7 protein-coding genes are annotated in these 11,877 nt (G+C 73.2%); 3 read left to right on the top strand and 4 right to left on the bottom strand.

The features are described 5' to 3' along the window. Positions 1-71: 71 nt before the first annotated feature. The 3 genes from IF06_RS0111110 to mfd all read right to left on the bottom strand — a co-directional run bounded on the left by IF06_RS0111110 (position 72) and on the right by mfd (position 5,589). Positions 72-1,061 carry a nucleoside triphosphate pyrophosphohydrolase gene (locus IF06_RS0111110; protein ID WP_030270760.1) on the bottom strand — a complete coding sequence of 330 codons (990 nt, stop codon included), beginning with the start codon at positions 1,059-1,061 and terminating at the stop codon, positions 72-74. Beyond that, entirely contained in the window at positions 1,058-1,828 is a 771-nt protein-coding gene (locus tag IF06_RS0111105) for a hypothetical protein (protein ID WP_013284088.1), read from the bottom strand. Before IF06_RS0111105 ends, IF06_RS0111110 begins: the two co-directional genes overlap by 4 nt. A 104-nt stretch (positions 1,829-1,932) precedes the next feature. Further along, positions 1,933-5,589 (bottom strand): transcription-repair coupling factor, encoded by a 3,657-nt coding sequence (gene mfd, locus IF06_RS0111100; RefSeq protein WP_030270758.1) that lies wholly within the window; start codon positions 5,587-5,589, stop codon positions 1,933-1,935. A gap of 155 nt (positions 5,590-5,744) precedes the next feature. Between mfd and IF06_RS0111095 the strand changes: the two genes are divergently transcribed. Then, positions 5,745-6,656: a cyclase family protein gene (locus IF06_RS0111095; protein WP_030270756.1), complete on the top strand. Its 912-nt coding sequence runs from the start codon at positions 5,745-5,747 to the stop codon at positions 6,654-6,656. 27 nt (positions 6,657-6,683) lie between these two features. On the opposite strand, the gene IF06_RS0111090 is transcribed toward IF06_RS0111095, so the two are convergent. Further along, positions 6,684-7,724 carry a S66 family peptidase gene (locus tag IF06_RS0111090; RefSeq protein WP_030270753.1) on the bottom strand — a complete coding sequence of 347 codons (1,041 nt, stop codon included), beginning with the start codon at positions 7,722-7,724 and terminating at the stop codon, positions 6,684-6,686. A gap of 84 nt (positions 7,725-7,808) precedes the next feature. Here IF06_RS0111090 and IF06_RS0111085 point away from each other — a divergent pair, with 84 nt between their 5' ends. Together IF06_RS0111085 and ppc are read left to right on the top strand one after the other, a co-directional pair. After that, positions 7,809-8,837, top strand: a complete 1,029-nt coding sequence (locus IF06_RS0111085) for a membrane protein (protein WP_030270751.1) — start codon at positions 7,809-7,811, stop codon at positions 8,835-8,837. A 123-nt stretch (positions 8,838-8,960) separates the two neighbouring features. Beyond that, positions 8,961-11,747 carry a phosphoenolpyruvate carboxylase gene (ppc, locus tag IF06_RS0111080; protein WP_013284083.1) on the top strand — a complete coding sequence of 929 codons (2,787 nt, stop codon included), beginning with the start codon at positions 8,961-8,963 and terminating at the stop codon, positions 11,745-11,747. Positions 11,748-11,877 lie beyond the last annotated feature (130 nt).

Below are 11,877 nucleotides of genomic sequence, written 5' to 3'. Positions count from 1 at the left end.
CTGCCCCCGCGGGGCCAAAAGGGGAAATAGGGGGGGGAGAGGGCGGGGCAGGGTGAGGCGCGGGGGGGGGGTTAGGCGGGGTTGGTGGGGGTGGGGCGTTCGGCGGCTCGGATCGCCTCGGCGTACGCCAAGGTGGCCCGGCGCAGCGCGGCCTCCGGGTCGATGCCGGCCTGCCGGGCGGCGGCGACAGTGGCCAGCAGGCTCGCGCCGAGCCGGGCCTCCGGATCCACCTGCGACTCGGCCAGTGGCGGCGGTACGGCGAGGCCCACCCGGCCGGCCCGGTCCAGGATCTTCGCGGCCAGAGAGAGCGCGGGCTGGCTCAGCGCGATGCCGTCCAGCACCGAGTCGCGGGTCTTCTCGGCCCGCTTGATCCGTTCCCAGCTCGCCTCGATCTCCTCGATCGAACCGGCCGGCTCACCGGAGAACACGTGCGGGTTGCGCCGCACCATCTTGTCGACCAGGGTGCCCGCGACGTCGTCGACGGTCCAGCTCTTGCCCTCCGGCAGGTTCTCCGCCAGCCGGGCGTGCAGCAGCACCTGGAGCAGCACGTCGCCCAGTTCCTCGCGGAGCGCGTCGGTGTCGTCGGCGCTGATCGCGTCGTACGCCTCGTAGCACTCCTCCAGCAGGAAACCGGCCAGGCTGCGGTGGGTCTGCGCCCGCTTCCACGGATCGCCGCCCGGGGAGGCCAGCCGGTCCATCACCTCGACCGCGTCGAGCAGCCGGGCGCCGGGCGGATCCCACGAGCCGTACATCAGCTCCAGCTCGGCCAGGCCGGGCTCGCGCGCCAGCCGCAGCCCCAGCTCACGGGCCAGCGTCTCGTCGCCGGCCGGACCGGCCAGCCACACCGCCCCGCCGTGCGCGGCGGCGGCGTCGAGCAGCGCCTGGGTCGCACCCTCGGTCACCACGCTCACGTGGGCGCCGGCCATTCGGACCGCACGGGTCAGCTCGCTCTCCGCACCGGCGAGGACCGGGGCGGAGCGTACGGCGTCCCAGGCGGCCGAAGTCAGCAGGCCGGCGGGCAGCCGGGGTGAGGTGACGAGCAGGACGATCCGCGCGGTCATGCGGCTCCGGGAGCCGGGGAGCCGGAGGCCGGCGCCTCCGGAGTCGAGATGTCGGTGACCGGGCCGTCCTGGTCGACGTACGGCAGGGAGTAGAAGACGAACGACTGGCCGGTGTTGACCAGCGACGGCACGCCCGTCACGCCGAACCGGGGGTTGACGCGGACGTCCGACTTCTCGGCCTGCTCCTGCAGCGCGCTGCTGAGCGCGGTGGCGGTGCGGACGAACCCGGCCTCGCCGAACGCCTGCCGCACCTGGTCGATGCTCAGGCCCGGCTGGATCGCCCCGGTCTTCTCGAGGGCGTGGTAGACGGCCATCAGGGACTCGTCGCTGAGGTCGGCCGGGGGCAGGCTCTGCTGGAGCGTGCCGGAGAGGTCGACCCACTCGCCCCACAGCTTCGTGTACTCGGTGGTCGCCGGCATGCGGAGCGCCTGCTGGATCTGCTCCGGGGAGATCTGGTCGGTGACCTGGAGGCCCTTGTCGGCCGCCACACGCTTGCCCAGGTCGATCGCCACCAGCAGGTTCAGCACGTCCTGCCGGGTCACCGAGGACCGCAGCTCCGCCGGCGACGGCGTCTGCGGGGACTGGCTACGGACGGCCTCCGCGTACTGCCGCTGCGCGTCCTCGTAGATCGCGTCGACCCGGTCGACGGAGTACCGGCTGTCGCCGACGTAGGCGGCGACGTCCGGGGCGGAGCGGCCACAGGCGGCGAGAGAGAGCGCGGCAAGGGCCGCGACGCTGACGGCGACGAGGGAACGGCGAGCACGCATGAGGGTCACTCTCTCACGCCGAGTGCCGGCCTGTGACTCCGCCCACCTCATCGCGCACCCGCCCCGGACCGGGCGGCACCGGCCAGCTCCTCGGGCTTGCTGTGTCATCGTCCGCTCGCCACTGCGGGGCTGGCAACACCGGCCAGCTCCTCGGGCTTGCCGAGGACGTCGGCCAGGAGCTGCCCGCACCACTCCAGCAGCGCCTGGTCGCGCAGCGGCTCGCCGCCGATCCGCCGGGTGCTCGGCCGGGGCACGCTGACCTGGTCGAGCGCCTGCTTGTAGACCGAGTCCGGGTGGTAGCGCTTGAGCCGCATCTGCTTCGAGTCGGGCAGCGGCAGCGGACCGAACCGGATGTGCTTGCCCTGCATCGACACGTCGGTCAGCCCGTAGCGGCGGGCGAGCAGCCGGAACCGCGCCACCGCGACCAGGTTCTGCACCGGCGCGGGCGGCTCGCCGTACCGGTCGGTCATCTCGGCGACCACCTCGCGCAGACGCTCGGAGTCGCGGGCCTCGGCGAGCTTGCGGTACATCTCCAGGCGCAGCCGCTCCACCGCCACGTAGTCGTGCGGCAGGTGCGCGTCGATCGGCAGGTCGACCTTGACCTCCGCCTCCTCCTCCTGCTGCTCGCCCTTGAAGGCGGACACCGCCTCGCCGACCATCCGGACGTACAGGTCGAAGCCGACGCCCTCGATGTGGCCGGACTGCTCGCCGCCGAGCAGGTTGCCGGCGCCGCGGATCTCCAGGTCCTTCATCGCCACGTACATGCCGGCGCCGAGTTCGGTGTGCTGGGCGATGGTCGCCAGCCGCTCGTGCGCGTTCTCGGTGAGCGGCTTCTCCGGCGGGTAGAGGAAGTACGCGTACGCCCGTTCCCGGCCACGGCCGACCCGGCCGCGGATCTGGTGCAGCTGGGCCAGGCCGAGCAGGTCGGCGCGCTCGACGATGAGGGTGTTGGCGTTCGGGATGTCGATGCCTGATTCGACGATCGTGGTGCAGACCAGGACGTCGAACTCCTTCTCCCAGAAGCCGACCATCACCTTCTCCAGCGCCTCCTCGCCCATCTGGCCGTGCGCCACCGCCACCCGCGCCTCGGGGACCAGCTCCCGCAGCCTGCGGGCCGTCTTCTCGATCGACTCGACCCGGTTATGCAGGTAGAAGACCTGACCGTCGCGCAGCAGCTCACGGTGGATGGAGGCGGCCACCTGACGGTCGTCGTACGCCCCGACGAACGTGAGCACCGGGTGCCGCTCCTCCGGCGGGGTGGCGATCGTGGACATCTCCCGGATGCCGGTGATCGCCATCTCCAGCGTGCGCGGGATCGGGGTGGCCGACATGGCGAGCACGTCGACCGAGGCGCGCAGCGTCTTCAGGTGCTCCTTGTGCTCGACGCCGAACCGCTGCTCCTCGTCGATGATGACCAGCCCGAGAGACTTGAACCGGGTGGCCGCCTGGAGCAGCCGGTGGGTGCCGATGACGATGTCGACGGTGCCGGCGGCGACCATCTCCAGCGTCTGCTCGGACTCCTTCGGCGTCTGGAACCGGGACAGCTGCCGGATCGACACCGGGAACTGGCTCATCCGCTCGGCGAACGTGTTGTAGTGCTGCTGCACCAGCAGCGTGGTCGGCACCAGCACGGCCACCTGCTTGCCGTCCTGCACCGCCTTGAACGCCGCCCGTACCGCGATCTCGGTCTTGCCGTAGCCGACGTCGCCGCAGATCAGCCGGTCCATCGGGACGGTCTGCTCCATGTCCCGCTTGACCTCCTCGATGGCGGCCAGCTGGTCGGGCGTCTCCTGCCAGGGGAAGGCGTCCTCCAGCTCCCGCTGCCACGGGGTGTCGGGGCCGAAGTTGTGCCCCTTGGACGCCTTGCGCGCGGCGTAGAGCTGGATGAGCTGCGCGGCGATCTCGCGTACCGCCTTGCGGGCCCGGGCCTTGGACTTCTGCCAGTCCGAGCCGCCCATCTTGTGCAGCGTGGGCTGCTCACCGCCGACGTAACGGGAGAGCTGGTCGAGCTGGTCGGTGGGGACGAACAGGCGGTCGCCGGGCTGGCCGCGCTTGCTCGGCGCGTACTCGATGACCAGGTATTCGCGGCTGGCGCCGTTCACCGTGCGCTGCACCAGCTCGACGTACCGGCCGATGCCGTGCTGCTCGTGCACCACGAAGTCGCCGGCCTTCAGCTCCAGCGGATCGATGGTGTTGCGCCGCCGGCTGGGCATCTTGCGCATGTCGCGGGTCGAGGTGCCCCGGCCACCGGTGACGTCGTTGCCGGTGAGCAACACGAACTTCGACGCCTCGTCGACGAAGCCGGCGGTCAGACAGCCGCAGGACACGAGCAGTTCGCCCGGTGCCGGCGCGGCGGGCACCTCCTCGGTGAGCCGGGCGCCGAGACCGGCGTCGCGGAGCACCTCGACGGCCCGCTGGGCGGGGCCGTGCCCCTCGAACACGAGCGCGATCGACCAGCCCTCACCGGCCCAGCGCTTCAGGTCGTCGACCACCCGGGCGGTCTCGCCGTGGTAGAGCGGGGCCGGCTGGGCGGCCAGGCTCACCGCGATGGCGTCGTCGGGGGTGACGTCGACAGCGGCCGGCTCGTCCTCCCAGGGCTGCCGGGCCGGCGCCGCGTCCGCCTCGACCAGGCCGAACGGCGCGAGCGTCCACCAGGGCTGGCGCAGGGCGCGGGCTGCCGTGCGTACCTCGGCCAGGGTCTTGAAGGCGGCGGCGCCGAGGTCGACCGGGGCCTGGCCGCCGACGGCGGCCGCGGCCCAGCTGGCCTGGAGGAACTCCTCCGAGGTACGGACCAGGTCGTGTGCGCGGGTGCGGATGCGCTCGGGGTCGCAGAGGAGTACGTGGGTGCCGGCCGGCATGCAGTCGACGAGCAGTTCCAGCGCGTCGGCGCCGATCAGGGCCGGAGCGAGCGACTCCATGCCCTCGACCGGGATGCCCTCGGCCAGCTTGTCCAGGATCTCGGCCAGCTCGGGGTGCTCGGCGGCGAGCGCGGCGGCCCGCTCCCGCACCGCCGGGGTCAGCAGCAGCTCCCGGCACGGCGGCGCCCACATCTGCGCCACGCCCTCGATGGTGCGCTGGTCGGCCACCGCGAAGGTGCGGATCTCCTCCACCTCGTCGCCCCAGAACTCGACCCGGGACGGGTGCTCGTCGGTGGGCGGGAAGACGTCCAGGATGCCGCCGCGTACGGCGAACTCGCCGCGCTTGGTGACCAGGTCGACCCGGGCGTACGCCATGTCGGTGAGCCGGCGGGCGACCTCCTCCAGGTCGGCCTCGTCCCCGGCGGCGAGCTGCACCGGCTCCAGGTCGCCGAGGCCCTTGAGCTGCGGCTGGAGCAGCGAGCGCACCGGCGCGACGACGACCCGCAGCGGCCCGGTGCGGCCGTGCGCGTCGGCGGCGTCCGGGTGGGCCAGCCGGCGCAGCACGGCGAGGCGCCGCCCGACCGTGTCGGATCGGGGCGACAGGCGCTCGTGCGGCAGCGTCTCCCAGGACGGGAAGACCGCCACCTGCTCCGGCGGCAGCAGGCTGCCCAGCCCGGAGGCCAGGTCGTCGGCCTCGCGGGTGGTGGCGGTGACCGCGAGCACCGGGCGGCCCGCGCCTCCGGCGGGCTCGTCGGCGGCGACCGCCGCGACCGCGAACGGGCGCAGCGCGGCCGGGGCGGTGAGGTCGAGCCCGTCGACCTGGGCGGCACCGGAGCGCGCCAGGTCACGCGCCCGGGCCAGCCCCGGGTCGGCCAGGGCGGCGGAGAAGAGTCCGGTGAGCATCAGTGATCACTTCCAGCGGATCGACACACGACGACGACCCCGCGTCCAGCCGGACGGGGGGTGCACCGTTCGAGCCTATCCCCCTCCACCGACGAACCGGGCCCGCCCGATGTTGGATCTTGACCGGCTGCGACCGGGCGTGGTGCGGTGGGCGGATGGTCGAGTATCGGACGGTCTTCGACGCCGAGGTGGTTTTCTCCAACGGTGGGGGTCTGCGCACCGACGGGTTCCGGCTGGACGTGCCGCACCCCGACGTCACCGACGACGAGGTGGCCGCGCTGCTGGTCCGGCACCTGGGGCTGCTCATGGTCGGCGAGGTACGGATCACCAACCGGACCGTCGTCGAGGAGCCGCACAAGGGCGGGCGCGGGGTAACCGCCCCGGCCACGGGCGGCGGGCGGAAACTCGTCGAGCTGAGTCACGTGATCACCGACGGCCTGGTCACGCTGCCCGGCTGGCCCGCACCGGCGATCACCGAGTGGCTGACCCGGGAGGCGTCCCGGAGCCGGTACGCGCCCGGTGTCGAGTTCCAGGTCGGGCGGATCGACATGATCGCCAACACCGGCACGTACGTGGACACGCCGTCGCACCGCTTCGCCGACGGCCCGGACCTGACCGGGGTGCCGCTGGACCGCCTCGCCGACCTGCCCGGCCTGGTGGTACGCGTGCCGGCCGGTACGCGGGCGGTGGACCGGCTGATGCTCGCCCCGTACGACGTGGCCGGGTGCGCGGTGCTGCTGCACACCGGGTGGGACGCGCACTTCGGCACCGACGCGTACGCCGCACCGGACGCGCCCTACCTGACCGGTGACGGCGCCCAGTGGCTGGCCGAGTCGGGCGCGGCGCTCGTCGGCATCGACTCGATCAACATCGACGACATGACGGCGGCGGCAGCAGGTCAGCGCCCGGCGCACACCGGTCTGCTGGCCGCCGGGGTGCCGATCGTGGAACACCTGACCGGCCTGGACGCGCTGCCGCCGACCGGCTTCCGGTTCACCGCCGCTCCGCCGCGGGTCGCCGGCATGGGCACGTTCCCGGTCCGCGCCTTCGCCGTCGTCGACGCCTGACCCCGCGCCGTCGGCCCGACGCCGCCGTCAGTAGCGCACGGCGATGCGGCGCTCGGCCGCGTCCACGCGGATCTCGCCGCCGTACGGGATGATCACCTGCGGGTCGGTGTGGCCCAGGTCGACGTCGAAGACCACCACCGGGTCGCCGGCGTAGGGGGCGAGCGCCGACAGGATCGCCGCCCGCTGGTCGGCGGCCCAGGCCAGCCGCTCCGCGACCGAGTGCGGCCGGTCGAAGTCCCACGCCTTGGGGCGGCCCACCACGATCGCCGGGACGGCGGCGAGCAGACCCCGCTCGCCCATGTTGCGCACGATCCGGAAGACCTCCTGCGCGGTGGGCATCTCCTCCGACGTCTCCAGCACCAGTACCGAGCCGGCCAGGTCGGCCGCGCGCGGAACACGGTCGGCCGCCATCAGCCAGTGCAGGATCTCCAGGTTGCCGCCCCACGTCCGGCCCTGCACCACCCGGGCCGGGCCGTGCCAGCGCCAGCCCTCGGACGGGTACATCGGCGGCTCCTCTGCGAGCGTGGCCGGGTCGCGCCAGTCGCGCGGCTCGTCGCCCCACTCGGGCGCGGCGGTCAGCTCGTACCAGCCGGTGGTGAACAGCGCGGCGCGCAGCGAGTCGAGCGTGAGCGGGTGCGGCTTCCCGGAGCGCCCGAGGTGCACGAGCACGGAGCCGCCGTGGTAGCCGACGACGCCCAGCCGGTACAGGTGGTTGAGCACGTTCGTGTTGTCCGAGTAGCCGAAGTACGGCTTCGGGTTGGCCCGCAACACGTCGTCGTCCAGGTACGGGGTGACGGTGATCAGGTCGTCCCCGCCGACCGTCGCCAGCACGGCGGTGATCGTCGGGTCGGCGAACGCGGCGGTCAGGTCACGCGCCCGGTCGCGCGGGTCGGCGCCCATGACCCGGGTGGTCGGATACTCCACCGGTTCCAGCCCCAGCTCGTCGCGGAGCCGGCGCAGGCCCAGCTCGTACACGTGGGGGAAGAGACCCGGCAGGCCGGCGGAGGGTGAGACGACCGCGACCCGGTCGCCCGGCTGCGGTTTGGCGGGATAGACAGGCACCGTCATGGCCCGACGCTATCGGCAGGGACCAGCGGTTTTCGCCCGACGAAACCTCATGAGCCGGGCATATGCCCGCAATAGGCTGAGGCCGTGGACGACGAGCCGGAGCTGCGTACCCGGGACTGGCTGCCCCGCACGGCGGCGCTGATCCTCGGCACCCTGGCGCTGGCCAGCGCGTTCATCGCCGCCTACGTCGGCGCGCTGCACAAGCCGGACCCGCGCGACGTGCCGGTCGCCGTCGTCACGAGCGACCAGCAGGCCCGGGCCGTGATGTCCGCCGTCCGCGCCCGCACCGACACGATCAAACCCGTCGGGTACGACAGCCGCGACGCCGCCTCCGACGGTCTCACCGACAGATCGGTGTACGCGGTGCTCAGCTCCGCCCCCGACGGCGGCCTGACGCTCGCCACCGCCAGCGCGGGCGCGCCCGCCGCCACCGAACTCGTCACCGGCGTGTTCACCGAGGCGGCCCGGCAGGCCGGGGTGCCACTGGAGGTCACCGACGACGTGCCGGTCTCCGCCGACGACCCGCGCGGCCTGGTCCCGTTCTACCTGGCCGTCGGCGTGGTGCTCGGCGGCTACCTGGCGTCCACGGCGCTCGGCATCTCGCTCGGCACCAGCCCACGCGACCTGCGCCGGGCCGGGCTGCGGATCGCCACGCTCGCGGTGCACGCGATCCTGCTCGGCGTCATCGGGGCGATCCTGGTCGGGCCGGTGCTCGGCGTGTTCCCCGATCAGGTGGCGACGGTGGCGGTGGTCGGCGCGCTCGCCGCGTTCGCGGCCGGGATGGTCGCCGCCGCCGTGCAGGGCTGGCTCGGGCTGCTCGGTACCGGCATCGTGATCCTGCTGCTCGTCGTGCTCGGCAACCCCGGTTCCGGCGGCATCTACGCGCCCGAGTTCCTGCCGCCGTTCCTGCGCGGGATGCACCGCTGGAACGTGCCGGGCCTCGCCACCGACCTGTTCAAGTCGGCCATCTACTTCGACTGGCGCGGCGGCGGCTGGGCACTGACCGGGCTGCTGGTCTGGGTGGTCGCCGGCCTGGCCGGCCTGCTCACCGCGACCATGTTCCGGGCACGCCGCCGGCCGAAGGCGGGACGGCACGCCGTCGAGCGGGACTGACCGGCGGACCGTCCCAGAGTGCAGATCATCACGCCGTCCCCCTCCTGTCCGCCGGGGCCGCGCGGATACCATCCAGAGGAGTCGGACAGCGCTGTCCTTCGTCCTCGCGTAAGGAGCGCAACCGTGACCGACCAGCACGACCACGACGGCCCCGACGCCGCTCTCCGGGCCGACATCCGCCGCCTCGGCACGCTGCTCGGGCAGACCCTCGCCCGGCAGGAGGGCCGCCCGCTGCTCGACCTGGTCGAGGAGATCCGCGCCCAGGTCCGCTCCGACGTACCGGCCGCGGCCCAGCGCCTCGCCGGGCTCGACGTCACCACCGGCACGAAGCTGGCCCGCGCCTTCTCCACCTACTTCCACCTGGCGAACATCACCGAGCAGGTGCACCGCGCCCGGGACCTGCGCCGCCGCCGCGCCACACACGGCGGCTGGCTGGACCAGGCGGCCAAGATGATCGCCGAGCGCGGCGTACCGGCCGAGGAGATCGCCGCCGCGGCCCGCCGGCTGGCCGTACGACCGGTCTTCACCGCCCACCCCACCGAGGCGGCCCGCCGGTCCATCCTGTCCAAGCTGCGCGCCGTCGCCGACGAGCTGGACACCGAGACCGCGAACGCGATCCTGTACGGCGCCAGCGACGAGGGCCCGGCGAACCGGCGCCTGGCCGAACTGCTCGATCTCATGTGGCAGACCGACGAGCTGCGGCTGGACCGGCCGGACCCGACCGACGAGGCGCGCAACGCGATCTACTACCTGCGCGACCTGTACGCCGAGGCCGCGCCCCAGGTCCTCGACGACCTCGCCGACACGCTGCGCACGCTCGGCGTGGAGACGTCGCCGACGTCCCGCCCGCTGAGCTTCGGCACCTGGATCGGCGGTGACCGCGACGGCAACCCGTTCGTCACGCCGGTGGTCACCCGCGAGGTGCTGCGCATCCAGCACGAGCACGGCATCGCCGCCACCGAGAAGGCGATGGACGAGCTGATCACCGAGGTCAGCGTGTCCCGGCGGCTGCGTGCGGTGTCGCTCGACCTGTCCGCCAGCCTCGCCAAGGACCTGGACGCGCTGCCCGAGGTGGCGCCCCGGTTCCGCCGGGTCAACGCGGAGGAGCCGTACCGGCTCAAGGCGCGGTGCGTGAAGGCGAAGCTCGCCAACACCCGGGAGCGGCTGCGTGCCGACACCCCGCACGTGCCGGGGCGGGACTACCGGGGCTCGTCCGAGCTGATCGCCGACCTGGAACTGCTGCGCGCGTCGCTGGCCCGCAACTCCGGCCAGCTCACCGCCGTCGGGCGGCTGGCCTCGGCCATCCGTACGGTGTCCGCGTTCGGCCTGCACCTGGCCACCATGGACATCCGGGAGCACGCGGAGAAGCACCACGAGGTGCTGGCCCAGCTCTACGAGGCGGTCGGCGAGGTCTCCGACTACCCGGCGCTGTCCCGGCTGGAGCGCACCAAGCTGCTCGCCGACGAGCTGACCGGCCGGCGGCCGCTCTCCACCCAGGACAGCCCGCTCACCGAGTCGGCCCGCAAGACGTTCGACGTGTTCGCGGCGATCCGCGAGGCGCAGGACCGGTTCGGCCCCGAGGTCATCGAGTCGTACATCATCTCGATGACGCTCGGCGTCGACGACGTGCTGGCCGCCGTGGTGCTGGCCCGCGAGGCCGGCCTGGTGGACGTGCACTCCGGGCGGGCCCGCATCGGCATCGTGCCGCTGCTGGAGACCCCGGCCGAGCTGAACGCCGGTGGTGAGCTGCTGGACGAGCTGCTGTCGCTGCCCGCGTACCGGGCGCTCGTGGCGGCCCGGGGCGACGTGCAGGAGGTGATGCTCGGCTACTCCGACTCCAACAAGGAGGCGGGCATCACCACCAGCCAGTGGTCCATCCACCGGGCGCAGCGCTCGCTGCGGGACGTGGCCGCGCGGCACGGCGTACACCTGCGGTTGTTCCACGGCCGCGGCGGCACCGTCGGCCGTGGTGGCGGCCCCACCCACGACGCGATCCTGGCTCAGCCGTACGGCACGCTCGACGGCGCGATCAAGGTGACCGAGCAGGGCGAGGTCATCTCCGACAAGTACACGCTGCCGGCGCTGGCCCGGGAGAACCTCGAACTGACGGTGGCGGCGGTGCTCCAGGCCACGCTGCTGCACACCGCGCCCCGGCAGCCGGCCGAGATGCTGGAGCGCTGGGACGCGGCGATGGACGTGGTGTCCGAGTCCGCGTTCCGGTCGTACCGGTCGCTGGTCGAGGACCCGGACCTGCCCGCGTACTTCTGGGCCTCCACCCCGACCGAGCTGCTGGGCGCGCTGAACATCGGCTCCCGGCCGGCGAAGCGCCCGAACACCGGCGCCGGCCTGTCCGGCCTGCGCGCCATCCCGTGGGTGTTCGGCTGGACGCAGACCCGGCAGATCGTGCCGGGCTGGTTCGGCGTGGGTTCCGGTCTGGCCGCCGCGCGGGCGGCCGGGCTGGCCGACGTGCTCGCCGAGATGAACCGGAACTGGCACTTCTTCCGCACGTTCCTGTCGAACGTCGAGATGATGCTGACCAAGACCGACCTGACCATCGCCCGGCGCTACGTCGAGACGCTGGTGCCGAAGAAGCTGCACCCGATCTTCGACAAGATCGAGCAGGAGTACGAGCTGACCAAGCAGGAGGTGCTCGCGGTCACCGCCGCACCGGCGCTGCTGGACAACTCGCCGGTGCTCCAGCGCACGCTCGCCGTGCGGGACACCTACCTGGAGCCGCTGCACCACCTCCAGGTGGCGTTGCTGCGGCAGTACCGCGAATCCGGCGCCGCCGGGCGTGCGGTGGTGACCGCGCCGGGTGGGCGGCGGGCCCCGAACGACGGTACGGCGCTGGAGCGGGCGCTGCTGACCACCGTCAACGGCATCGCCGCCGGCATGCGCAACACCGGCTGAGATGTAAGGAAGGGCCCCCTCTTAACGCCTCGTGCATAAGAGGGGGCCCTTCTTAACGCCTGCGCCCGGCGCGCCGCGAGCGGTGCCCGACGCGAGCGGCGCCCGACGCGCGGCGCCTGGGGCGGCGGCG

It is taken from the genome of Micromonospora globosa (assembly GCF_000717585.1).
GTDB classification, from domain to species: Bacteria; Actinomycetota; Actinomycetes; order Mycobacteriales; family Micromonosporaceae; genus Micromonospora; species Micromonospora aurantiaca.
The sequence above is the reverse complement of the archived record's forward strand: the minus strand, read 5'-3'. Positions and strand labels throughout refer to the sequence as shown.

What these genes read in the sequence shown, in the direction of transcription:
- IF06_RS0111110 (WP_030270760.1), bottom strand. Translation starts at nt 1,061, where the DNA reads ATGACCGCGCGGATCGTCCTGCTCGTCACCTCACCCCGGCTGCCCGCC.
- IF06_RS0111105 (WP_013284088.1), bottom strand. Translation starts at nt 1,828, where the DNA reads ATGCGTGCTCGCCGTTCCCTCGTCGCCGTCAGCGTCGCGGCCCTTGCC.
- mfd (WP_030270758.1), bottom strand. Translation starts at nt 5,589, where the DNA reads ATGCTCACCGGACTCTTCTCCGCCGCCCTGGCCGACCCGGGGCTGGCC.
- IF06_RS0111095 (WP_030270756.1), top strand. Translation starts at nt 5,745, where the DNA reads ATGGTCGAGTATCGGACGGTCTTCGACGCCGAGGTGGTTTTCTCCAAC.
- IF06_RS0111090 (WP_030270753.1), bottom strand. Translation starts at nt 7,724, where the DNA reads ATGACGGTGCCTGTCTATCCCGCCAAACCGCAGCCGGGCGACCGGGTC.